19 protein-coding genes, 2 tRNA genes and 1 pseudogene are annotated in these 22,025 nt (G+C 70.6%); 14 read left to right on the forward strand and 8 right to left on the reverse strand.

Annotation, left to right across the window (positions count from 1 at the left end; genetic code table 11):
• Positions 1-163 precede the first annotated feature (163 nt).
• Together WFJ17_RS18725 and WFJ17_RS16795 are read right to left on the reverse strand one after the other, a co-directional pair.
• Positions 164-385, reverse strand: a pseudogene (locus tag WFJ17_RS18725) (A1S_2505 family phage non-structural protein); the annotation flags it as partial.
• 87 nt (positions 386-472) lie between these two features.
• Positions 473-543 (reverse strand) — tRNA-Gly (locus WFJ17_RS16795).
• Positions 544-671: 128 nt separating this feature from the next.
• On the opposite strand from WFJ17_RS16795, the gene WFJ17_RS16800 reads away from it, so the two are divergent.
• From WFJ17_RS16800 to clpX, 10 genes are all read left to right on the forward strand, one after another.
• Positions 672-745 (forward strand) — tRNA-Pro (locus tag WFJ17_RS16800).
• A 64-nt stretch (positions 746-809) separates the two neighbouring features.
• Positions 810-2,294, forward strand: a complete 1,485-nt coding sequence (gene tig, locus WFJ17_RS16805; RefSeq protein ID WP_251441798.1) for a trigger factor — start codon at positions 810-812, stop codon at positions 2,292-2,294.
• 79 nt (positions 2,295-2,373) lie between these two features.
• Entirely contained in the window at positions 2,374-2,868 is a 495-nt protein-coding gene (locus WFJ17_RS16810; RefSeq protein ID WP_251441793.1) for a tetratricopeptide repeat protein, read from the forward strand.
• Positions 2,869-2,948: 80 nt separating this feature from the next.
• Positions 2,949-3,539 (forward strand): ATP-dependent Clp protease proteolytic subunit, encoded by a 591-nt coding sequence (locus WFJ17_RS16815; RefSeq protein WP_251441790.1) that lies wholly within the window; start codon positions 2,949-2,951, stop codon positions 3,537-3,539.
• A 17-nt stretch (positions 3,540-3,556) separates the two neighbouring features.
• The gene (locus WFJ17_RS16820) at positions 3,557-4,207 is read left to right on the forward strand and encodes an ATP-dependent Clp protease proteolytic subunit (protein WP_336649002.1); all 651 of its coding nucleotides are present in this window, start codon (positions 3,557-3,559) and stop codon (positions 4,205-4,207) included.
• A gap of 146 nt (positions 4,208-4,353) precedes the next feature.
• Positions 4,354-5,310, forward strand: a complete 957-nt coding sequence (locus WFJ17_RS16825; RefSeq protein ID WP_251441785.1) for a sugar-binding transcriptional regulator — start codon at positions 4,354-4,356, stop codon at positions 5,308-5,310.
• A gap of 47 nt (positions 5,311-5,357) precedes the next feature.
• A complete protein-coding gene (gene deoC / locus WFJ17_RS16830) occupies positions 5,358-6,320 on the forward strand; it encodes a deoxyribose-phosphate aldolase (protein WP_336628614.1) in 963 nt (320 codons plus the stop codon).
• A gap of 13 nt (positions 6,321-6,333) precedes the next feature.
• Entirely contained in the window at positions 6,334-7,851 is a 1,518-nt protein-coding gene (locus WFJ17_RS16835; protein ID WP_336649003.1) for an aldehyde dehydrogenase family protein, read from the forward strand.
• The gene (locus WFJ17_RS16840; RefSeq protein WP_336649004.1) at positions 7,848-8,699 is read left to right on the forward strand and encodes an aldehyde dehydrogenase family protein; all 852 of its coding nucleotides are present in this window, start codon (positions 7,848-7,850) and stop codon (positions 8,697-8,699) included. The genes WFJ17_RS16835 and WFJ17_RS16840 overlap by 4 nt, the downstream gene beginning before the upstream one ends.
• A 262-nt stretch (positions 8,700-8,961) precedes the next feature.
• Positions 8,962-10,230, forward strand: coding sequence for an ATP-dependent Clp protease ATP-binding subunit ClpX (clpX, locus tag WFJ17_RS16845; protein WP_251441767.1), 1,269 nt, complete (start codon positions 8,962-8,964; stop codon positions 10,228-10,230).
• Positions 10,231-10,282: 52 nt separating this feature from the next.
• Here clpX and WFJ17_RS16850 read toward each other — a convergent pair whose 3' ends face one another.
• The 3 genes from WFJ17_RS16850 to WFJ17_RS16860 all read right to left on the reverse strand — a co-directional run bounded on the left by WFJ17_RS16850 (position 10,283) and on the right by WFJ17_RS16860 (position 13,927).
• Positions 10,283-10,801 carry a GyrI-like domain-containing protein gene (locus tag WFJ17_RS16850; protein ID WP_292885995.1) on the reverse strand — a complete coding sequence of 173 codons (519 nt, stop codon included), beginning with the start codon at positions 10,799-10,801 and terminating at the stop codon, positions 10,283-10,285.
• A gap of 101 nt (positions 10,802-10,902) precedes the next feature.
• Positions 10,903-12,954, reverse strand: coding sequence for a M3 family metallopeptidase (locus tag WFJ17_RS16855; protein WP_336649005.1), 2,052 nt, complete (start codon positions 12,952-12,954; stop codon positions 10,903-10,905).
• Positions 12,955-13,024: 70 nt separating this feature from the next.
• Entirely contained in the window at positions 13,025-13,927 is a 903-nt protein-coding gene (locus WFJ17_RS16860) for a LysR family transcriptional regulator (RefSeq protein WP_336649006.1), read from the reverse strand.
• 87 nt (positions 13,928-14,014) lie between these two features.
• On the opposite strand from WFJ17_RS16860, the gene tdh reads away from it, so the two are divergent.
• The 4 genes from tdh (at position 14,015) to WFJ17_RS16880 (ending at position 17,297) form a co-directional block, all read left to right on the forward strand.
• The gene (tdh, locus tag WFJ17_RS16865) at positions 14,015-15,058 is read left to right on the forward strand and encodes an L-threonine 3-dehydrogenase (RefSeq protein WP_336649007.1); all 1,044 of its coding nucleotides are present in this window, start codon (positions 14,015-14,017) and stop codon (positions 15,056-15,058) included.
• A gap of 9 nt (positions 15,059-15,067) precedes the next feature.
• Positions 15,068-16,243: a glycine C-acetyltransferase gene (locus WFJ17_RS16870; protein ID WP_251441753.1), complete on the forward strand. Its 1,176-nt coding sequence runs from the start codon at positions 15,068-15,070 to the stop codon at positions 16,241-16,243.
• Positions 16,244-16,425: 182 nt separating this feature from the next.
• Positions 16,426-17,079 (forward strand): winged helix-turn-helix domain-containing protein, encoded by a 654-nt coding sequence (locus WFJ17_RS16875; RefSeq protein WP_292885983.1) that lies wholly within the window; start codon positions 16,426-16,428, stop codon positions 17,077-17,079.
• On the forward strand, positions 17,076-17,297 hold the full coding sequence (locus tag WFJ17_RS16880) for a hypothetical protein (protein WP_251441751.1): 222 nt from the start codon (positions 17,076-17,078) through the stop codon (positions 17,295-17,297). Before WFJ17_RS16875 ends, WFJ17_RS16880 begins: the two co-directional genes overlap by 4 nt.
• A 40-nt stretch (positions 17,298-17,337) precedes the next feature.
• Here WFJ17_RS16880 and WFJ17_RS16885 read toward each other — a convergent pair whose 3' ends face one another.
• From WFJ17_RS16885 to ptsP, 3 genes are all read right to left on the reverse strand, one after another.
• Entirely contained in the window at positions 17,338-17,598 is a 261-nt protein-coding gene (locus WFJ17_RS16885; protein WP_251442396.1) for a hypothetical protein, read from the reverse strand.
• Positions 17,598-20,216 carry a valine--tRNA ligase gene (gene valS / locus WFJ17_RS16890; protein ID WP_336649008.1) on the reverse strand — a complete coding sequence of 873 codons (2,619 nt, stop codon included), beginning with the start codon at positions 20,214-20,216 and terminating at the stop codon, positions 17,598-17,600. Before valS ends, WFJ17_RS16885 begins: the two co-directional genes overlap by 1 nt.
• A gap of 116 nt (positions 20,217-20,332) precedes the next feature.
• Positions 20,333-22,024: a phosphoenolpyruvate--protein phosphotransferase gene (gene ptsP / locus WFJ17_RS16895; protein ID WP_336649009.1), complete on the reverse strand. Its 1,692-nt coding sequence runs from the start codon at positions 22,022-22,024 to the stop codon at positions 20,333-20,335.
• Between the last annotated feature and the right edge of the window lies 1 nt (position 22,025).

Below are 22,025 nucleotides of genomic sequence, written 5' to 3' on the forward strand. Positions count from 1 at the left end.
CGCCTCCGACGAGAAGAGCCCCTGCATCGCAGGGGCTCTTCTCGTCCGCGAGGTGGGTGATCAGATGAACGGGACGAAGCTCCTCGGGACCGTCACGTGGGGGCGGGACGCCGGCGAACAGGGGCGCCACCTGCTCCGGCCGGTATCCGGCGATCCCGCAGCCGACCGGCGTGAGAAGGAACCGCAGTCCGGGGTGGGCGACGGCGTACCCGATGAAGGTCCCGGCCTCGGCGGCGAGGACATCGAGCCCGCTCATCGTGTCGATGGCGTAGGTGCTGCCGTGGTGCCCGTGGCCCTCGCCCCAGATCGCGCCGAACTCGCGGTAGGCGACGAGAGCGGCTCCGCCGCCGTGCCTGCCTTCGGCGTTGGAGCCGAAGACGAACACCTCGTTCGGCGCGAGAGCGGCGACGTGATGTCCATGGATCCCCTCTCGACGCAGCGAACTCTACGCCGCGGAGCGGGGAGGAAGGGGAGGGGGTGACGGGAATCGAACCCGCGCAATCAGTTTGGAAGACTGAGACTCTACCATTGAGCTACACCCCCGGACCCGGAGCACGAGGCGCCGGGGCGGGCCCGGTGGAACACCGGGACTCCACGAGCATACCTGACAGACGGACGTGCTCCGTTCCGTTAGACTCGTGAAGGCCGTTCCCGCGCGCGCGGGTCCTACCCGGGGCGTAGCTCAGCTTGGTAGAGCGCCCGCTTTGGGAGCGGGAGGTCGCAGGTTCAAATCCTGTCGCCCCGACGTTCATACACGTCGCACTCGCGTGGATCTCCGCGCGGGACATTCACAAGGAGAACACACCAGCATGGCGAACAGCACCGTCGAGAAGCTGGCCCCGACCCGGGTCAAGCTGCACATCACGGTCACCCCCGAGGACCTCAAGCCCAGCATCGCGCACGCCTACGAGCACATCGCGCAGGACGTGCAGATCCCCGGCTTCCGCAAGGGCAAGGTGCCCGCGCCGATCATCGACCAGCGCGTCGGCCGCGGCGCCGTCATCGAGCACGCCGTCAACGAGGGGCTCGACACCTTCTTCCGCGAGGCGTCGCTCGAGCACAACCTCCGCATCGTCGGCCGCCCGTCGGCCGAGGTCGTGGAGTGGCCGAACGAGAAGGACTTCTCCGGCGACCTCAAGGTCGAGGTCGAGGTCGACGTGCGTCCCGAGATCGAGGTCCCGTCGCTCGACGGCATCACGCTGACGGTCGACGCCGTCGAGGCGGATGACGCCGCACTGGACGCCGAGCTCGACCGCCTGCGCGCGCGCTTCGGGACGCTCGTGCCCGTCGACCGTCCCGCCAAGGCCGGCGACTTCGTCGAGCTCGACCTGGTCGCCGCGATCGACGGCGCCGAGATCGACCGCGCCGAGGGCGTCTCCTACGAGGTGGGCTCGGGCGAGCTGCTCGAGGGCATCGACGACGCGATCGACTCGCTCACCGCCGGCGAGGACACCACGTTCCGCTCGAAGCTGGTCGGCGGCGACCACGCCGGCGAGGAGGCCGAGGTCTCCGTGACCGTCAAGGCCGTCAAGGAGCGCGAGCTGCCCGAGGCGGACGACGACTTCGCGCAGATCGCGAGCGAGTTCGACACCATCGGCGAGCTGCGCGACAGCCTGCGCGAGTCCGTCTCGCAGCAGGGCGTGTTCACGCAGGCCTCCGCGGCCCGCGACAAGCTCGTCGAGACGCTGCTCGAGCAGATCGACATCCCCGTCCCGCCGCAGCTCATCGAGGACGAGGTGCACAACCACCTCGAGGGCGAAGGCCGTCTCGAGGACGACGAGCACCGCGCCGAGGTCACCGAGGCCAGCACCAAGCAGTTCAAGACCCAGGTGCTGCTCGACACGATCGCCGAGAACGCGAACGTCCAGGTCTCGCAGGACGAGCTCAGCCAGTACCTGATCCAGTCCGCCGCGCAGTACGGCATGGCTCCGCAGGAGTTCGTCGAGGCGCTGCAGTCGTCGGGCCAGCTCCCCGTGCTCGTCGGCGAGGTCGCCCGCAACAAGGCCCTGGCCGTCGCGCTGGGCAAGGTCACCGTCGTGGACTCCGAGGGCAAGGCCGTCGACCTGACGGGCTTCGTCGCCACGGAGGACGAGGCGGAGGAGGCCGCCGAGGCTCCTGCCAAGAAGGCCCCGGCGAAGAAGGCTCCCGCGAAGAAGGCCCCGGCCAAGAAGGCTGCCGCGAAGGACGAGGAGCCCGCCGAGGCTCCGGCCGAGGAGAAGCCCGCGGCCAAGAAGCCGGCCGCACGCAAGGCTCCGGCCAAGAAGGCCGCCGACAAGGCCGCCGACGCCGAGTAAGCATCGGATCCACGATCCGGAGGAGGGCGGGTGCATCATGCACCCGCCCTCTTCGCATCCGCACGGGACGAGGTAGGACATGGACGACTGGCAGGAGCGCATCGACGCGGTCTGGGACGCCGCGGCCGGCGGGCTCGTCGACGAAGAGGTGATCGCACGGATCGACGCGATCGCGGCGGAGCGAGGGCCGGACGATGCCGAGGCCGCGTTCGAGCGCGCGGGTGCGCGCGATTCCGCGGGACGGCCCGACGAGGCCGTGCCGCTCTACCGCCGGGCTCTGGAGATCGGCCTGGACGACGATCGGCGCGCTCAGGCGACGATCCAGCTGGCGAGCTCGCTGCGCAATCTCGGCGACGTGGACGGGGCGCTCGAGCTGATCGAGGCCGAGCGTGCGGCGCATCCCGAATCGGTCTACCGCGAGGCGATCGCCGCCCTGCACGCCCTCGCCCTCGCCAGTGCCGGCCAGCCGGAACGCGGGCTGAGCGTGGCCGTCCTCGCCCTCGTGCCGCACATGCCCCGCTACCACCGCTCGATGACCGCCTACGCCCACGAGATCGCGGGCGACGACGCCTGATATGCCGACGGCGAACACGGCCGGGCGCGTGCGTTGTCGCCGGTAGATTCGAAACACCGAACACGGAAACAGGAGCGGAAATGGCTGAACCCCTGGTCGCGACGAGCGTCTTCGACAGGCTGCTCAAGGATCGCATCATCTGGCTGGGATCCGAGGTGCGGGACGAGAACGCCAACGAGATCTGCGCCAAGATCCTCCTTCTCGCCGCCGAGGACCCCGAGAAGGACATCTACCTCTACATCAACTCACCCGGCGGATCCATCACGGCCGGCATGGCGATCTACGACACGATGCAGTTCGTGCCGAACGACATCGTCACCGTCGGCATCGGGATGGCGGCCTCGATGGGCCAGCTGCTGCTGACCAGCGGCACCAAGGGCAAGCGCTACATCACGCCGAACGCGCGCGTGCTGCTGCACCAGCCGCACGGCGGCTTCGGCGGCACCTCGAGCGACATCCAGACCCAGGCGCAGCTCATCCTCGACATGAAGCGGCGTCTCGCCGAGATCACCGCATCGCAGACCGGCAAGTCGGTCGAGCAGATCAACGAGGACGGCGACCGGGACCGCTGGTTCTCGGCGCAGGAGGCGCTCGAATACGGCTTCGTCGACCACATGCGCGAGCACGCCAGTGACGTGCACGGCGGCGGCGGCACGGGCGCGGACAAGTAAGGCTGGAGAGGACACCCATGTACACACCCACGTTCCGCTCCGCCGGCACCCTGCCCTCGAGCCGCTACGTCCTTCCTCAGTTCGAGGAGCGCACCGCCTACGGCTTCAAGCGCCAGGACCCGTACAACAAGCTGTTCGAGGATCGTGTGATCTTCCTCGGCGTGCAGGTCGACGACGCATCCGCCGACGACGTGATGGCGCAGCTGCTGGTCCTGGAGAGCCAGGACTCCGAGCGCGACATCACGATGTACATCAACTCGCCCGGTGGATCCTTCACCGCGATGACGGCCATCTACGACACGATGCAGTACGTCGCGCCGCAGATCCAGACGGTCGTCCTCGGCCAGGCGGCCTCTGCGGCGTCCGTGCTGCTCGCGGCCGGCGCCCCCGGCAAGCGGCTGGCGCTGCCCAACGCCCGCGTGCTGATGCACCAGCCGGCGATGGGCGAGGCCGGTCACGGCCAGGCCTCCGACATCGAGATCCAGGCGGCGGAGATCCTCCGCATGCGCATCTGGCTCGAGGAGACCATGGCCAGGCACACCGGCAAGCCCGTCGAGCAGGTGCACCGCGACATCGACCGGGACAAGATCCTCTCGGCCGAGGAGTCGCGGGAGTACGGCATCGTCGACCAGGTGCTGACGAGCCGCAAGCGCCAGTCGCTGAGCTGACGCGCTGACGCACTCGTCGAGGGCGGTCCGGATCCGGTTCCGGGCCGCCCTCGCGCGTACCCGCTCCCGTTGCGCGGGTGAGCGAACTCCCATGCTCATATGAGCAGATCCGTGCGCGTGCGCGTGGTGAAGGGTACTCTCGGAGCATGCCCCGCTCCGCCATCGACGACGACGAACTGCTCGCCGTCCGCGTCGCGGAGCTCTATTACGACGAGGACAAGACGCAGGACGAGATCGGCGGGCTGCTCGGCATCTCGCGGTGGAAGGTCGGGCGCCTCCTCCAGCAGGCCAGGACCGACGGGATCGTGCGGATCGAGATCGTGCATCCGCGCGCGCGGAAGCTCGGCATCGAGCGCGAGCTGCGCGAGCGCTTCGGCCTCGCCGACGCCGTCGTGGTGCCGAACGGACCGAGCGACACCGAGACCCTCGGACGGGTCGCGCAGGGCGCCGCCGACCATCTCGCCGCTCTCCGCCCCGTGCCGAAGACGCTCGCCGTCAGCTGGGGACGCACGCTCACCGCGATCGCCGACCGCATGGCGGAGGGGTGGGCGCGCGGCGTGACCGTCGTGCAGATGAACGGCGGCGTGAGCGTGAACCGGCGCCCCGGTGGCGCCGCGTCCCTCGCCGCCACGATCGCGCAGCGCGCGTCCGGCCATGTGGCGCTGCTGCCGAGCCCTGCGATCCTGGAGCGGCTGGAGACCAAGCAGGCGATCGAGCGCGACCGCACTGTGGCGGGCGTGCTCGAGCAGGCCGCTCTGGCCGATGCCTACCTGTTCACGGCGGGCGTGTGCGACGCCGGATCCGCGCATGTCGAGAACGGCTACCTGACTGCGCGCGACATCGACGAGCTCGCCCGTCGGGGCGCGGTCGGCGACGTGCTCGGCCGCTACATCGACGCGGACGGCAACATCGTCGACCCCGAGCTCGACGCCCGAACGGTCGGGCTCAGCCTCGAACGGCTGCGCGAAGCGCGCACCGCCGTCTTTGTCACGGCGGGAGAGGCGAAGCACGACATCGCCCGCACCGTCGTGACGGCGAACCTGTGCACGATGGTGGTCACCGACGAGGAGACCGCCCTGACTCTGCTGGAGCTGGAAAAGTGACCGGAACTGCGACCACGACCGAACTCGCGCGGCGCACCGCGCTCGAGGTGCTCGGGGGCGAACCCGACGACCTCACGCTGCGCCGCTTCCTGCACGGACTGCCCGGTGTGGACGCGGTGGGCCTCGAGCAGCGCTCCGCCGCGCTCGGCACGCGATCCATCAAGACGACGTCGAAGGCCTGGGCGCTGGACACGATCATCCGTCTGATCGACCTCACCACGCTCGAGGGCGCGGACACGCCCGGCAAGGTGCGTTCGCTGGTCTCCAAGGCCAAGCTCCCCGACGCGTCGGATCCCTCGTGCCCCTCGGTCGCGGCCGTGTGCGTGTACGGCGACATGGTGCCCTACGCCGTCGAGGCTCTCGGCGCCCGGCACGGCGACCCCGACGAGGGCGGCATCTCGGTCGCCGCGGTCGCCACGGCGTTCCCGAGCGGCCGGGCGGCGCTGGCGATCAAGCTCGCCGACACCCGGGACGCGGTCGACGCCGGCGCCGACGAGATCGACATGGTCATCGACCGGGGCGCCTTCCTCGCCGGCCGCTACGGGCAGGTCTTCGACCAGATCGTCGCGGTCAAGGACGCATGCCGCCGTGCCGACGGATCCTCTGCCTCGCTGAAGATCATCCTGGAGACCGGCGAGCTGAACACCTACGACAACATCAAGCGCGCGTCCTGGCTGGGCATGCTCGCCGGCGGCGACTTCATCAAGACCTCCACCGGCAAGGTCGCCCCGGCGGCCACGCTGCCGGTCACGCTGCTCATGCTCGAAGCCGTGCGCGACTGGCACCGGCTCACCGGCGAGAAGATCGGCGTCAAGCCCGCGGGCGGGATCCGCTCCTCGAAGGATGCGGTGAAGTACCTCGTGCACGTCGCCGAGACCGTGGGGGAGGACTGGCTGCAGCCGCACCTGTTCCGCTTCGGCGCCTCCAGCCTGCTCAACGACGTGCTGCTGCAGCGGCAGAAGCTGACCACCGGCCACTACTCCGGCCCCGACTACGTCACGATCGACTGACGAAGGACTGTTCATGGGATTCCTGGAATACGCACCCGCGCCCGAGTCGCGGAGCATCCTCAACCTGAAGGACGAGTACGGGCTGTTCATCGACGGCGAGTTCGTCGAGGGACACGGCGCCCCGTTCGCCACCATCTCGCCGGCGGACGAGTCGCGCATCGCCACGATCGCGCACGCCTCGGACGAGGACGTCGATCGCGCCGTCGCCGCCGCGCGCCGCGCCTACACCAGGGTGTGGTCGAAGATGAGCGGCCGGGATCGCGGCAAGTACCTGTTCCGCATCGCCCGCCTCGTGCAGGAGCGCGCCCGCGAGCTCGCCGTGGCCGAGAGTCTCGACAACGGCAAGCCGATCAAGGAGTCCCGCGACGTCGATGTGCCGCTCGTGGCCTCGTGGTTCTTCTACTACGCGGGCTGGGCGGACAAGCTCGACTACGCGGGTGCGGGCCCCGACCCGAAGGCGCACGGCGTGGCGGGCCAGGTCATCCCCTGGAACTTCCCGCTGCTGATGCTGGCGTGGAAGGTGGCCCCGGCGCTGGCGGCGGGCAACACCGTGGTGCTGAAGCCCGCGGAGACCACGCCGCTCACCGCGCTGATCTTCGCCGAGATCCTGCAGCAGGCCGACCTGCCGGCGGGTGTCGTGAACATCGTCACGGGCGCCGGTGCGACCGGGGCCGCGGTCGTGCGGCATCCCGACGTCGACAAGGTCGCCTTCACCGGATCCACGGGCGTGGGGCGCGAGATCGCGCGCTCGATCGCCGGATCGGGCAAGGCGCTGACGCTCGAGCTCGGCGGCAAGGCGGCGAACATCGTCTTCGACGACGCTCCGATCGATCAGGCCATCGAGGGGATCGTCAACGGCATCTTCTTCAACCAGGGGCACGTGTGCTGCGCCGGCAGCCGCCTGCTCGTGCAGGAGTCCATCCACGACGAGGTGATCGACCGGCTGAAGTCGCGCCTGTCGACGCTGCGCCTCGGCGACCCGCTCGACAAGAACACCGACATCGGTGCGATCAACTCCGCGGAGCAGCTGGCACGCATCCGCGAGCTCAGCCAGGTCGGCGAGGGCGAGGGCGCGGAGCGCTGGACCGCCGACTGCGTCATCCCGGAGAAGGGGTTCTGGTTCGCGCCGACGATCTTCACCGGTGTCGAGGCCTCGCACCGGATCGCCCGCGAGGAGGTGTTCGGCCCGGTCCTGTCGGTGCTGACCTTCCGTACCCCCGCCGAGGCGATCGCGAAGGCCAACAACACCCCGTACGGTCTCTCCGCCGGAATCTGGAGCGACAAGGGCTCCCGGATCCTCGCCGTCGCCGACCGCCTTCGCGCAGGCGTCGTCTGGGCAAACACGTTCAACCGTTTCGACCCCTCCAGCCCCTTCGGCGGCTACAAGGAGTCCGGCTACGGGCGTGAGGGCGGCAAGCAGGGCCTCGCGGCGTACCTGCGTCCGGCCGGCACGGCTCCCCGGCGATCCCTGAACGAGGGGAGCGACGCGAAGAGCGAAGCCAAGGCGCCGAAGAAGGGAGCCGCGGCATGAGCGCGCGTCTGACCGTCCCCAAGACCTACAAGCTCGCGATCGGCGGCGCGTTCCCGCGCAGCGAGTCGGGACGCACCTACGAGGTGACCACCCCGAAGGGGGCCTTCCTCGCGAACGCGGCCCAGGCGTCGCGCAAGGACGCCCGCGATGCGGTCAAGGCCGCGCGCACCGCGCAGCCCGGCTGGGCGAAGGCGACCGCGTACAACCGCGGTCAGGTGCTGTACCGCGTCGCCGAGGTGCTCGAGGGACGCCGCGCCCAGTTCGTCGACGAGATCATGGCGCAGCAGGGCGTGTCCGCGGCCGCCGCCGGCGCGCAGGTCGACGAGGCGATCGACCTGTGGGTCTGGTACGCCGGCTGGTGCGACAAGTACGCACAGGTCGCGGGCAACCTGAACCCGGTGGCCGGTGCCTACTTCAACATCTCCGCTCCCGAGCCGACCGGTGTGGTCGCGATCATCGCCCCGCAGGAGGACGCGCTGCGGGGCCTCGTCTCGGTCGTCGCGCCGGCGCTCGTCGCGGGCAACGCGGTGGTCGTCGTGGGCAGCGAGCGGTTCCCGCTCTCGGCGATCAGTCTCGCCGAGGTGCTCGCCACGAGCGACGTCCCCGGCGGCGTGGTGAACGTGCTCACCGGATCCCCGGCGGAGCTCGCGCCCTGGCTGGCCTCGCACGCCGACGTGAACGCCCTGGACCTGGCCGGCGCCGGCGGGATCGACTGGGTCGACCTGCAGATCGCCGCCGCCGACACGCTCAAGCGCGTGCTTCCTCCGGGCGAGGTCGTCGCCTCCCCGCAGCGGATCGCCGCGTTCACCGAGGTGAAGACCGTCTGGCACCCGAAGAGCATGGTCTGAGCGCTCGGGCTCTGAGCCTGTCGAACGGCCGAGGGGCCCGTCCCGCTCTGCGCGGGGCGGGCCCCTCGTCATGAAAGGCCGGATCCGGGCGTGTTCGCCGTGCGCGGAGCGACGTGCAGCGGGGGATCCGTGGCGATGCGGCTGGATGTCGGATGCAGCGGTTAGGCTCGAACAGCGGCATCGCCGCACGGTGATCCCACGCCGTGATCGCCCTCGTGTCCGCACGAGGCGACCGCGGACCACGTCTCGAAGGAGGACGCACATGGCACGCATCGGTGAGAGCGCCGACCTGTTCAAGTGCTCGTTCTGCGGCAAGAGTCAGAAGCAGGTGCAGCAGCTCATCGCCGGGCCCGGCGTGTACATCTGCGACGAGTGCGTCGAGCTCTGCAACGAGATCATCGAAGAGCGCATGGCGGAGTCCGCGAACGGCGAGGTCGCCGAGTTCGATCTGCCGAAGCCCCGAGAGATCTTCTCCTTCCTCGAGGAGTACGTCGTCGGTCAGGAGCCGGCCAAGAAGGCCCTCGCCGTCGCGGTCTACAACCACTACAAGCGGGTGCGCGCCCGCGGCACCCTGCAGCCGGCCGAGCAGAAGGCCGAAGACATCGAGATCGCCAAGAGCAACATCCTGATGATCGGCCCGACCGGGTGCGGCAAGACCTATCTGGCGCAGACGCTCGCGAAGCGGCTGAACGTCCCGTTCGCCGTCGCCGATGCGACCGCGCTCACCGAGGCGGGCTACGTCGGCGAAGACGTCGAGAACATCCTGCTCAAGCTGATCCAGGCCGCCGATTACGACGTCAAGCGCGCCGAGCAGGGGATCATCTACATCGACGAGATCGACAAGATCGCGCGCAAGGCGGAGAACCCGTCGATCACCCGCGACGTGTCCGGCGAGGGCGTGCAGCAGGCGCTGCTGAAGATCCTCGAGGGCACGGTCGCGTCGGTGCCCCCTCAGGGCGGTCGCAAGCACCCGCACCAGGAGTTCCTGCAGATCGACACCACGAACGTGCTGTTCATCGTCGCGGGCGCGTTCGCAGGCCTCGAGGACATCGTCTCCTCCCGCGTCGGCAAGCACGGCGTCGGATTCGGCGCCCCGCTGCACGACAAGGGCAAGGATCTGGATCTGTTCAGCGAGGTGCTGCCGGAGGATCTGCACAAGTTCGGTCTGATCCCCGAGTTCATCGGCCGGCTGCCGGTGGTCGCCTCGGTCTCGCCGCTCGATCAGGCCGCCCTCATCGACATCCTCACCGGGCCGCGCAACGCCCTGGTCAAGCAGTACCAGCGCATGTTCCAGCTCGACGGCGTGGAGCTGGAGTTCGACGACGATGCGCTCAAGTCGATCGCCGACCTCGCCGTGCTGCGCAAGACCGGCGCACGCGGACTCCGCGCCATCCTGGAGGACGTGCTCGGGCCGATCATGTTCGAGATCCCCTCGGCGGAAGACGTGCAGAAGGTCGTCGTCACCCGCGCCGCCGTGGAGGAGGGCGCCGCGCCCACGCTGGTGCTCGCGCGCAAGCGCAAGAGCGCGTAATCCCTCGCTTCTCGCACGCGGACCCTTCCCGCAGCGGGCCGAGCCGACGGGCTCAGACGTCGGGGGAAGCGGGAGCCTCGGTGCAGAGCACGAGGTCGGTGCGCAGATCCGTCTCCGCCGTCGTACGGGGATCCGATACGTAGATCTCGATCCAGTCGCCGGAGCGCTCGAGTCCGCGTGACGCGGCCTCGCCGTACAGGCCCGCCCACGCGGCGCCGAGGCCTTCGAATCCGCCGATGTGGGTGGTGGCCAGGGCGGATCCGCCGGGGAGCGCCGATGCCGAGATCTCGATGCCGTCCACCGTCAGCGGGGCGGACGGTGCGGCCTCCACGGGGAAGCCGATCTCCAGGTCGAACTCGGCCATCGCGTCTCCGTGGTAGACGGCGAGCGCCGGACCCGCCGGAACCAGCGCCCCCTCGGCGAAGGCCCGGGCCAGCGCGGTGTAGGCAGGATCGAACACGCGGGCGAGGTCGCTCAGCCGCAGCCCGACGTGCCGCACCACCGCGATCGGGGTGGGCTCGACAGTGATCTGCTCGATGCCGTCGAACGGCTCGGCGGGAAACACGGACATGGATCTCCTTCGTGCGGGTGCAGAGGCGAACGGCGTGCTCCGCCCAGCTTCGCGGTGCGTGCGGCCCGCGCGCAAGAGCGAGGGCGGTCCGATCCGACCGATCAGCCGTCCAGCCCGCGCCGCGTGAGCAGCGGCGCGATGTCGGCGTCCCTGCCGCGGAAGTCCCGATACGCCTCGAGCGGATCCTTCGATCCGCCGACGCCGAGCAGTCGCCGCCGGAAACGCTCACCGTTGGCGCGCGTGAGCCCGCCGTTCTCGCGGAACCACTCGACCGTGTCGGCGTCGAGCACCTCGCTCCAGATGTAGGAGTAGTAGCCCGCGCTGTAGCCGCCGGAGAAGACATGCGCGAAGTAGGGGGAGGAGTAGCGCGTGGGCACGGCCGGGTCGGCCAGGCCGATATCGGCGAGCGCAGCGGCCTCGAACGCGGCGACGTCGTCGATCGTCCCGCCCGCGGGCACGCGATGCAGCGCCTGGTCCAGCCACGCGGCTGCGAGGTACTCGCTCGTCTCGAAGCCCTGGTTGAACGTCTCGGTCGCCTGCAGGCGCGCGATCAGCTCGCTCGGGAGAGGCTCGCCGGTCTCGTGGTGGCGGGCGTAGCCGGGGAGCACGTCGGGCCAGAGCATCCACATCTCGTTCACCTGACTGGGGAACTCCACGAAGTCGCGGAAGACCTCGGTTCCGGAGAAGTGGGGATAGGTCACGTCCGAGAACAGGCCGTGCAGCGCGTGACCGAACTCGTGGAACAGCGTGTTCACCTCGTCGAAGGTGAGCAGGGTGGGCTCGCCGTCCGCCGGCTGCGCGACGTTGAGGTTGTTCGCGACGACGGGCAGCGTGCCGCGCAGCGCCGACTGGCTGACGATCTCGTTCATCCAGGCTCCGCCGCGCTTGCTGTCGCGCGTGTAGAGGTCGAGCACGTACAGACCCAGCGGGGACCCGTCCTCCTCGAAGACCTCGAACGTGCGGGCGCCGGGGTGGTAGACGGGAAGGTCGGGGCGCTCCGAGAAGGAGAGACCGTACAGGCGCCCGGCGGCGGCGAACACGCCATCCTGCAGCACGCGCTCGGCGTCGAACCAGGCGCGCAGCACCGCCGTGTCGATGTCGTAGCGTGCGGCGCGCAGCTTCTCCGTGTAGAACGCCCAGTCGTGCGCCTCGAGGGGGAACGGCGCGCTCTCGGTCTCGTCGATGAGTTGCTGCAAGGCGACGCGCTCGGCGACGGCATTGCGTGCGGCGGGGACCGCGAGGTCGCGGAGCATCCGCTCCACGGCTTCGGGGGTGCCGGCGGTCTCGCCGGCGGTCACCGCGGCGGCATGGTTCGGGTAGCCGAGGAGCGCAGCGCGCTCGGCGCGGAGCGACACGATCTCGGCGAGGATCGCACGGTTGTCGTAGGCGCCGCCACGGGATCCGCGCGATCGCGACGCCTCCATGAGCCGACGTCGGCTCTCGCGGTTCGTGAGCACGGCGAGCGCGGGATGCCCGGTGAAGAGGGGGAGCGCGAGCAGGTGCTTGCCGTCGAGGCCGCGATCGGCGGCGGCGCGCGCCGCCGCCGAGAGTTCGCCCGAGCTCAGCCCGTCGAGCTCCGCCGGGTCGTCGAAGATCACGGCCAGCTCGTTGGTGTCGGCGAGCAGGTTCTTCTCGAAGGTGGCGCTGAGGGAGGAGATCAGCTGGTTCACCTCGGTGAGGCGGCGCTTCGCGTCCTCGTCGAGCGCGGCGCCCGCGAGGGTCATCTCGCGATGACGGCGCTCGACGAGGCGACGCTGCTCGGGTTCCAGGGGCAGCGCGTCGAGCTGCTCGTGCAGCTGCGTGACGCGCCAGTACAGGGCGGCGTCCAGGAGGACGGCGTCCTGATGGGCCGCCATCAGGGGCGCGAGCTCCTCGTCGATCGCCTGGATCTCCGCGGTCGCGTCGGCAGAGCTCACGGTGTAGAAGGCGTGCGCGATCCGGTCGAGCAGTTCGCCGCTGCGCTCCAGCGCCTCCAGGGTGTTCTCGAACGTCGGCATCGAGCGCACCATCGTGATCCGGCGGATCTCGGCCAGCTGCTCATCGAAGCCCTGCCGGAACGCGGGCAGGTAGTGCTCCGCACGGATGCGGCCGAAGTCGGGCAGGGCATACGGGAGCGTCGATGGGCTGAGGAGGGGATTCGTCTCGACCGTCATGCTCCGAGCCTAGGAGACGGCGGCGGCGTGACGGCGATACGGATCCCGCCGATGGCGCCGCGACGGCGTCTCATCGGGCGAGCTGTGCCATCACCCGGCTGAGCGCGTCGGCGACGAGGCGCACGGATCGTCGCCGGAGGTTCTCGGGACGAGCCAGGACGTCGATCATCCTGTTCGTGCTGACGTACTGCAGTGGTCGCCGCACGACGGCCCCCGTACCGGGAGCGGTGTAGCGCGGGAGCACGCCGATCGCATCGCCCGTCGCGATCACCGACGCGGCCACTCCGTAGTCGTTGATGCGGTGCACGATCTCGGCGGGACGATTGGTGACGGCGGAGATCGTGCGCAGGACGTCATCGGGGGAGTAGCCGGCGCGGCTCGTGACCCAGCGCTCTCCCACGACGTCGGCCGGCCGCAGGGACGCCCGCTGCGCGAGCGGGTGCTCCGGTGCGAGAGCGACGTCGAGGGGCTCGGTGGCGAGGGTGAGCACCCGGATCCCGGTCTTGGGCCAGGGAGCACTGTGCTCCATGCGGTGTGCGAGCACGAGATCATAACGGGCGGTCAGGGCGGGGAAGTCGCTCTGCGCGACGTCCTCATCCGTGAACCGGATGGCGGGGGCGCCGGTACCGGATCCCACCTCCCGGATGAGCGGACCGAACAGCGCCTGAGCGGCGCTGAGGAAGCCGCTGATCGTGACGATGCCGTTCTCTGCCGCCTCGAACTCGTCGACGGCCGACCGCGCGGCCGCCATCGCGTCGAGCGCGGCCGCGCCGGCCTCGGCGAGGGCCTCACCCGCAGGAGTGAGCACGAGCGTGCGGCCCTGCTTGCGGGTCAGCGGCGCGCGCACCCCGCGCTGCAGGGCGGCGAGCTGCTGCGAGACGGCGGACGGCGTCACCCGCAGGGCGTCGGCCACGGCGGTCACGCTGCCGAGCGCACCGAGCTCACGCAGGATCTGAAGCTGCTCGAGTTGCACATGTCCAGTCAAGCATGTAGCGATGCTTAAGGATTACTCCAGACAGTGGGGATTGATCTACATCGTCGTTCGCGGTGGGATCGAAGCATGAAGGCTCTCTACAAGGACGGCCCGCACGCGGGCCTCGAGCTCGTCGACCGGCCGGACCCCGTGGCCGGACCCGACGAGGTGGTCATCCGCGTGCTGCGCACCGGCATCTGCGGCACGGATCTGCACATCCAGCGCTGGGACGACTGGGCCGCCTCCGCGGTGAAGGCGCCGCTGATCCCGGGCCACGAGTTCTACGGCGAGGTCGTCGAAGTCGGTCCGCTCGTGCACGACATCTCGGTCGGCGATCGGGTCTCCGGAGAGGGGCACATCGTCTGTGGGATGTGCCGCAACTGCCGTGCCGGCCGCCGCCAGATGTGCATCCGCACGATCGGCCTCGGCGTGCAGCGCGACGGGGCCTATGCCGAGTACCTCACGCTGCCGGCGACGAACGTCTGGGTCCACCACGCCGACGTGACGCCCGAACTGGGCGCGATCTTCGACCCGCTCGGCAACGCCGTGCGCACCGCGCTCGCCTTCCCCCTGGTCGGCGAGGACGTGCTCGTCACCGGCTGCGGCCCGATCGGTCTCATGGCCATCGCGATCGCCCGCCATGTGGGCGCGCGCTTCATCGCCGCGACGGACGTGAGCGCGCCGCGGCTCGCACTGGCGAGTCGGATGGGCGCCGATGCGGTCGTCGACGTGTCCCGCGAGGACATCGCCGACGCGCAGCGTGCACTGGGCATGCGCGAGGGCTTCGACATCGGCTTCGAGATGAGCGGGGCGCCGAGCGCGCTGCCCGCGATGATCGACAACATGAACCACGGCGGACGGATCGCGATGCTCGGCCTGCCGACCGGCCCGTTCGGCGTGGACTGGGGCAAGATCGTCACGCACATGCTCACGGTGAAGGGGATCTACGGACGCGAGATGTTCGAGACCTGGAACGCGATGGGGGCGATGCTGCAGACCAGTCCCGTGCTGCGCGAGTCCATCACCCGCATCATCGCCGAGGTCCTCCCGGCGCGCGACTGGGAGAAGGGCTTCGCGGCCGCGGCCTCCGCGGGCACGGGCAAGATCATCCTCGACTGGACCGAACTGTAGGAGACGACCATGTACGGAGCATTCCAGCAGCACCTCGCGAGCGAGCTCGCCGGGATCGACGAGGCGGGCCTCACCAAGCACGAGCGCGGGATCCGCGGACCGCAGCGCGCCGAGATCGTCGCCGACGGCGCCGAGGTGCTGAACTTCTGCGCCAACAACTACCTGGGCCTCGCCGACGACGAGCGCCTCGTGGACGCGGCGAAGGGCGCGCTCGACGAGTGGGGCTACGGCCTCGCGAGCGTGCGGTTCATCTGCGGAACGCAGGAGCAGCACCTCGAGCTCGAGCGGCGGCTGTCGGCGTTCCTGGGCACGGACGACGCGATCCTGTTCTCCTCGTGCTTCGACGCGAACGGCGGCGTCTTCGAGACCCTGTTCTCGGCCGAGGACGCGATCATCTCGGACGAGCTCAACCACGCGTCGATCATCGACGGGATCCGCCTGTCCAAGGCCCGTCGCCTGCGCTACCGGAACCGCGACATGGCGGACCTCGAGGAGCAGCTGAAGGCCGCGGCCGATGCCCGCTTCCGGGTGATCGTCACGGACGGCGTGTTCTCGATGGACGGCTACATCGCCCCCCTCGCGGACATCTGCGACCTCGCGGAGCGCTACGACGCCCTGGTCTTCGTGGACGACTCTCACGCCGTCGGGTTCATCGGCGAGCACGGGCGCGGCACGCCCGAGCTGTGCGGAGTCGAAGGCCGCGTGGACATCTACACGGGCACCTTCGGCAAGGCTCTCGGCGGCGCGAGCGGCGGCTACGTCGCGGGGCATCGCGACATCGTCGCCCTGTTGCGCCAGCGGGCCCGGCCGTACCTGTTCTCCAACACGCTCGCCCCGTCGATCGTCGCGGGCACCCTGCGCGCGCTCGACCTCGTGGAGGGATCCGGATCCCTGCGCGCGCAGCTGCAGTCCAACGCCGCGCTGTTCCGCCGCCGCATGACGGAGGAGGGCTTCGAGCTGCTTCCGGGGGAGCACCCCATCGTGCCCGTGATGTTCGGCGATGCCGCGCTCACCGCGCGGATCGCCGCCGAGATGCAGAAGCAGGGCGTGTACGTGACCGCGTTCAGCTTCCCGGTGGTGCCGCGCGGCCTCGCGCGCATCCGAGTGCAGCTCTCCGCCGCGCACACCCCGGAGCAGGTCGAGCGCTGCGTCGCCGCGTTCGTGGCCGCGCGCGCCGCCGCCTGACAGATCCCTCGACGCCCCCTCGCAGCACCGGTGCCCCCTCGGGGTGCCGCTCCTGCGAGGGGGCGTCGACGCGCAGCGGGGGCGTCGACGAGAAGGTGTCCGCTCGCGGGCGGAGGATCCGCAGAGAACATTTTGCAAAGAAGTGCTTGCAAAGATGGTCTTGCAAAGGTATCTTTGCAAGCATGACGGAGAACGAAGCATCCCGAACGGACGAGACGTCCGAGGAGCGCACGCTCGACGCGGGCGCCCTGAAGGCGCTGGCGCACCCGCTGCGCGTGCGGATCCTGGATCTGCTCGCGGAGCGCGGCCCGCAGACGGCGAGCTCGCTCGCGACGCTGATCGGGGAGAGCTCGGGCGTCACCAGCTATCACCTGCGGGCGCTCGCCGCCCGCGACCTCATCCACGAGGTCGCCGACCTCGGCACCGCGCGCGAGCGCTGGTGGGAGCGCCCCCGCGGACGCATGTCGTTCTCCGGACCCACCGATGAGATGACGCCGTCCGGGCGCGCGGCGGCGCAGATCGTGGAGGACGAGTTCTTCCGCAACCGTCATCAGCGACTCATGGACCATCTGCACCGGCCGCAGTCGCAGGTGCCGCAGGAGTGGCGCGACGCCGCGCATCACGTGACGACGATGCTCGACATGACCGCGGCGCAACTGCAGGAGCTCGGGGAGCGCATCGATGCGGTCATCGACGAGGCCGTGCAGCTCTACCGCGACCAGTCCGGACCCGACGTGCGCCGCGTCACCATCCGCGCCGACCTGTTCGACCTGCCCGACGCCCGCCCCCGGGCTGCGGCGCAGCACCGCACCACCGAGACCGAGGAGCTGTCATGACCGCCGCAACGCTGCACATCGCCGCCCCGACCTTCGTCGAGCGCGCGGGGCTTCGCATCGCCGATGCGATCACCGCGCGTGTGCGCGAGCGCATGGAGCGCCGCGCCGAGCGTCGTGCGCTCGCTCTGGACCTGCTCCGCGAGCAGCAGGCGCGCAAGGCGGTGGATCCGTTCGTCCTCGAGCACGCGCTGCAGATGCTCGGATCCCGCTCGCGCTGAGAGCGCCGCCGGCCGCCTCGCGCCGGCGTCCGTTCGAGAATCAGTCGTCGAACGGACGGACCACGACCTCGCCGGACGCGGTGCGCGAGACCTCCCAGCCGGTGTCGAGCTCGGCGATCGGCCGGCCCTCCAGCCAGGTGAGCGTCCACGTGCCGCGGAGCAGGTTCAGCGCTCCGGTCTGCAGGCTCAGCGTTCCGCCGGCCACGCTCCGGGCCTCGGCGTCGGCGATCGCCGGACGCAGGGCCGCGGGTACCGAAGCCGGCGGCTCGGATCCGGCGGCCCAGCGCGTCCCGAGCTGCATCACGCCCCCTCGGTCTGCGCCACGGAGTCAGCGGAGTCCAGCTCGATCGCGGTGACGAGGAGCTCCTCGGCCTCCACGAAACCGAGCTCCGCGATGCGCCCCACGGCGCGCAGATCGTCGGCGGCCGCCTCGAGCGCCGCGATCTCCGCGGCCGGAGCGGCAATGGTCGCGGACGACACCGGGGTCTTCTGCGAGGCCTTCGCCTCCGTCTTCGCACGGCGGATGCCGATCAGCGCCTTGCTCGCCGTCGCGAGCACGGCGGGATCGCCCGCGTCGCCCCGCGGCTCCGGCCAGGCCGCGGTGTGCACCGAGCCGTCCTCGAACCAGCTCCAGGCCTCCTCGGTCGCGAACGAGACGATGGGAGCGAGCAGGCGCAGCAGCGTCGACAGCGCGAGGCGCAGGGCGAGGGCCGCCGAGGCCTGACCCACGTTCGTGCGGTCGTAGGCGCGCTCCTTGACCAGCTCGAGGTAGTCGTCGCAGAACGTCCAGAAGAACGCCTCGGTGATCTCCAGCGCGCGGGCCTGATCGTAGTTCTCGAACGCCGTGGTCGCGTCGCGCACCACACCGTCCAGGGTGGCGAGCATGGACGCGTCCAGCGCGTGCGTGATCTCCGCACCCTCCGGAACGGGGAAGGACAGCACGAACTTCGCCGCGTTGAGGATCTTGATCGCGAGGCGGCGGCCGATCTTCACCTGCGTCGGGTTCTGCGGGTCGAACGCGGCGTCCGCGCCGAGGCGGCTGGAGGCCGACCAGTAGCGGACCGCGTCGGATCCGTGTGCATCGAGGATGTCGGCCGGAGTGACCACGTTGCCCTTGGACTTGGACATCTTCTTGCGGTCGGGGTCGACGATGAAGCCGCTGATCGCGGCGTTGCGCCAGGGGGAGCGGCCGTCCTCGAGCGTCGAGCGCAGCATCGTCGAGAACAGCCAGGTGCGGATGATGTCCTGCCCCTGCGGGCGCAGATCCATCGGCGCCACGAGCTCCCAGAGCTCGGCGTCCCGTTCCCAGCCGCCCGCGAGCTGCGGGGTGAGCGAAGAGGTCGCCCAGGTGTCGAGGATGTCGGCCTCGGCGTCGAAGCCGCCCGGGACGCCGCGCTGCTCGGCGGTGTAGCCGTCCGGCACGTCGGTGGTCGGGTCGATCGGGAGTGCGGCGAGATCGGGCTGGAGCACGCGGTCGTAGTCGCGCTCGCCGTTCTCGTCGAGCGCGTACCAGAGCGGGATCGGCACGCCGAAGAAGCGCTGCCGGGAGACCAGCCAGTCGCCGGTGAGGCCGCCCACCCAGTTCTCGTAGCGCACCCGCATGAACTCCGGGTGCCAGTTCAGCTCCGCGCCGTGCGCGAGCAGCTGGTCGCGGAGCTCGGTGTCGCGGGCGCCGTTGCGGATGTACCACTGGCGGGTCGACACGATCTCGAGCGGGCGGTCGCCCTTCTCGAAGAACTTCACCGCGTGGTTGAACGGCTTGCCGACCGCCGTCATCGCGCCGGTCTCCTGCAGTTTCTCCACGAGCGCCTTGCGGGCGGAGAAGACGGTCTTGCCCGCCATGTTCTCCCCGTACCAGGCGGCGGCGTCGGCGTCGCGCACCGAGCCCGGGGCGTCGGGCAGGAAGCGCCCGTCGAGGCCGATCGTGGTCATGTTCGGCAGGTCGCGGCCGTCCGTGGTGCGCAGCTCGCGCCACCACACGATGTCGGTCACGTCGCCGAAGGTGCAGACCATCGCCGCTCCCGTGCCCTTGTCGGGCTGGGCGAGGTGGTGGCCGTGGATCTCGATGTCTGCGTCGAAGAAGGGGGTCCGGACCTTCGTCCCGATGAGGTGCTTGTGCGGGCCCTCCGGGTGGGTCACGATCGCGACGCACGCGGGGAGCAGCTCGGGGCGGGTCGTCTCGATCGTGATGTGGCCGGATCCGTCCGCGAACGGGAAGTCGATGGTGTGGTACGAGGCCTGCTGATCGCGATCCTCGAGCTCGGCCTGGGCGATCGCGGAGCGGAAGTCCACGTCCCACAGGGTCGGCGCGAGGGACTGGTAGGCCTCGCCGCGCTCGATGTTGCGCAGGAAGGCCAGCTGGCTCTGCCGGATCGAGTCGTCCGAGATCGTGCGATAGGTCTGCGTCCAGTCGACGCTGAGGCCGAGCTGGCGGAACAGCGCCTCGAACTGCTTCTCGTCCTCGACGGTGAGCTTCTCGCAGAGCTCGATGAAGTTGCGACGGCTGATCGGGAGCTGGTCCGCGGCGCGGGACGACTTGTTGTCGCCGCCCTCGAACGGCGGCGTGAAGTCGGCGTCATAGGGGAGCGACGGATCGCAGCGCACACCGTAGTAGTTCTGCACGCGGCGTTCGGTGGGCAGGCCGTTGTCGTCCCACCCCATCGGGTAGAACACGTTCTTGCCGCGCATGCGCTCGAAGCGCGCCTTGATGTCGGTGTGCGTGTAGCTGAACACATGCCCGATGTGCAGGCTGCCGCTCGCGGTCGGCGGGGGAGTGTCGATCGAGTAGATGCCCTCGCGACCGGTCTGGGCGGCGCGGATCCGGTCGAACAGGAACGTGCCGGACGTGCTCCACCGCTCACCCCACTTCGCTTCGAGGCCTTCCAGCGCGGGCTTGTCCGGAATCGGGTTCGTCGACATGGGTGTCTCCTCGTGCGATGTGTGCGGCACCGTGTGAGCGTGCCTGAGTGTGGGGTGTGCCGACAGTCTACCGGTCGCTCCGCCGCCCTCGATCCGGCCGCGGCCCCGCCCGCCCCTCAGAGGATCGCGAGCAGCTCCGGGGCCGCGCCCGCGCGCACCGCGTCGCGCGCCTCGACCGCCGTCGCGGCGTCCCGTGCCGCGGCCGCGAGCCGCTGGCAGTCGAGCTGCGTGTGGTGGGTGAGCGCCACGCGCACCGCGGGCACCTTGCCCGGTGCCATCGACAGGCTGCTGACGCCCAGCCCCACGAGCACGAGCGCGAGGAGCGGGTCGCCCGCCGACTCGCCGCACACGCCGAGCGGCTTGCCCGCGGTCCGGGCGCCGTCGGCCGCCGCCGCGATCATGTCGAGCACCGCGGGCTGCCAGGGGTCGAGGAGATCGGCGAGCTCGCCCTGCATCCGGTCGGCCGCCATGGTGTACTGCGCGAGGTCGTTCGTGCCGAGGCTGCCGAAGTCGACGGCGCCCAGCACGTGCGACGCGCGCAGGGCCGCCGCGGGGACCTCGATCATCACGCCGGCCCGGGGCAGGCCGTTCTCGTAGACGCGCCGCGCGAACCAGGCGGCCTCCTCGACGGTCGCGACCATCGGCGCCATCACGCGCACGTCGGCGCCGGTCTGCCTCGCGGCGGCGGCGAGCGCCTCCAGCTGGGCGTCGAGCAGTTCCGGTCGCTCCGCCGACAGGCGCAGGCCGCGCCTTCCCAGCGCCGGGTTCTCCTCGGGGCCGAGGTCGGCGAACCTCAGCGGCTTGTCCGCGCCCGCGTCGAGCGTGCGCACGACGACGCGGCGCCCGCCGAACGGCTCGAACACGCGCTGGTACACCTCGGTCTGCTCGGCGACGGTGGGCGCGGTCTCGGCGGAGAGGAAGACGAACTCGGTGCGGAACAGCCCCACGCCCTCGAGATCCTGCGCGCCGGCGAGGACCGCGTCCTCGACACCGCCGATGTTGGCGAGCAGGGCGATCTCGAGACCGTCCTTGGTCCGGCCGGGCCCGGAGGATCCGGCCAGAGCCGCAGCCCGACGTTCGCGGCGGGCCTGCTGCTCGGCGACGAGGGCCGGATCCGGGGCGACGACGACCTCACCGGTGTCGCCGTCCACGGCGATGAAGGTGCCCGGGGGGAGCTGCGTCGCTCCGGGCAGCTGCACGACGGCCGGGATGCCCATCTGCGCGGCCAGGATCGCGGTGTGGCTCGTCCGTCCGCCCGCCCGCGTGACGATCCCCGCGACGAGCGCGCGATCGAGGGTGGCGGTCTCCGCCGGCGCCAGGTCCTCGGCGACGACGATGCTCGGCACGGTGAAATCCGGGACGCCGGGGGCCGGCACGCCGAGCACCGCGGCGACGGCCCGGGATCCCACGTCGCGGAGGTCCGCGACCCGTTCGGCGAAGTAGCCGCCGAGGGCCTCGAACTTGACGACGAACTCCTCGACTGCGGCCGAGACCGCGGTCGCGGGGCCGACGCCGGCCCGCACGCCCGCCTGGGCCGCCTTGAGCAGCGACTTGTCGCGCGCCATCATCGCCGTGGCCTTCAGGATCGCCTGCGCGGTGTCCACGACGTGCTCCGCCTTGGCGTCCAGTGCGGCGGCGACGTCGGCGAAGGCCCGGGCGACGTCCGCCGCGGCCTGCTCGGCATCGGCGGGGGCCGGCTCGTCCTGCGGCGGCTGGACCGGCGGTGCGACCTGCACCACCGGACCGTACGCCGTTCCCGGGCTGACGCCGATTCCCTGCCGGACCTCGCCGGCGTGCTGCGTGGTCATC

Origin of the sequence: Microbacterium sp. MMO-10 (genome assembly GCF_037148715.1) — a bacterium.
GTDB lineage: Bacteria > Actinomycetota > Actinomycetes > Actinomycetales > Microbacteriaceae > Microbacterium.

Excerpts from the sequence above, each read along its gene's own strand:
- WFJ17_RS16855 (WP_336649005.1), bottom strand. The coding sequence starts at position 12,954 with ATGACGGTCGAGACGAATCCCCTCCTCAGCCCATCGACGCTCCCGTAT.
- WFJ17_RS16885 (WP_251442396.1), bottom strand. The coding sequence starts at position 17,598 with ATGCAGCTCGGGACGCGCTGGGCCGCCGGATCCGAGCCGCCGGCTTCG.
- WFJ17_RS16820 (WP_336649002.1), top strand. The coding sequence starts at position 3,557 with ATGTACACACCCACGTTCCGCTCCGCCGGCACCCTGCCCTCGAGCCGC.
- tdh (WP_336649007.1), top strand. The coding sequence starts at position 14,015 with ATGAAGGCTCTCTACAAGGACGGCCCGCACGCGGGCCTCGAGCTCGTC.
- ptsP (WP_336649009.1), bottom strand. The coding sequence starts at position 22,024 with ATGACCACGCAGCACGCCGGCGAGGTCCGGCAGGGAATCGGCGTCAGC.
- clpX (WP_251441767.1), top strand. The coding sequence starts at position 8,962 with ATGGCACGCATCGGTGAGAGCGCCGACCTGTTCAAGTGCTCGTTCTGC.
- WFJ17_RS16870 (WP_251441753.1), top strand. The coding sequence starts at position 15,068 with ATGTACGGAGCATTCCAGCAGCACCTCGCGAGCGAGCTCGCCGGGATC.
- tig (WP_251441798.1), top strand. The coding sequence starts at position 810 with ATGGCGAACAGCACCGTCGAGAAGCTGGCCCCGACCCGGGTCAAGCTG.
- valS (WP_336649008.1), bottom strand. The coding sequence starts at position 20,216 with ATGTCGACGAACCCGATTCCGGACAAGCCCGCGCTGGAAGGCCTCGAA.
- WFJ17_RS16880 (WP_251441751.1), top strand. The coding sequence starts at position 17,076 with ATGACCGCCGCAACGCTGCACATCGCCGCCCCGACCTTCGTCGAGCGC.
- WFJ17_RS16875 (WP_292885983.1), top strand. The coding sequence starts at position 16,426 with ATGACGGAGAACGAAGCATCCCGAACGGACGAGACGTCCGAGGAGCGC.
- WFJ17_RS16835 (WP_336649003.1), top strand. The coding sequence starts at position 6,334 with ATGGGATTCCTGGAATACGCACCCGCGCCCGAGTCGCGGAGCATCCTC.
- WFJ17_RS16810 (WP_251441793.1), top strand. The coding sequence starts at position 2,374 with ATGGACGACTGGCAGGAGCGCATCGACGCGGTCTGGGACGCCGCGGCC.
- WFJ17_RS16850 (WP_292885995.1), bottom strand. The coding sequence starts at position 10,801 with ATGTCCGTGTTTCCCGCCGAGCCGTTCGACGGCATCGAGCAGATCACT.
- WFJ17_RS16815 (WP_251441790.1), top strand. The coding sequence starts at position 2,949 with ATGGCTGAACCCCTGGTCGCGACGAGCGTCTTCGACAGGCTGCTCAAG.
- WFJ17_RS16825 (WP_251441785.1), top strand. The coding sequence starts at position 4,354 with ATGCCCCGCTCCGCCATCGACGACGACGAACTGCTCGCCGTCCGCGTC.
- WFJ17_RS16840 (WP_336649004.1), top strand. The coding sequence starts at position 7,848 with ATGAGCGCGCGTCTGACCGTCCCCAAGACCTACAAGCTCGCGATCGGC.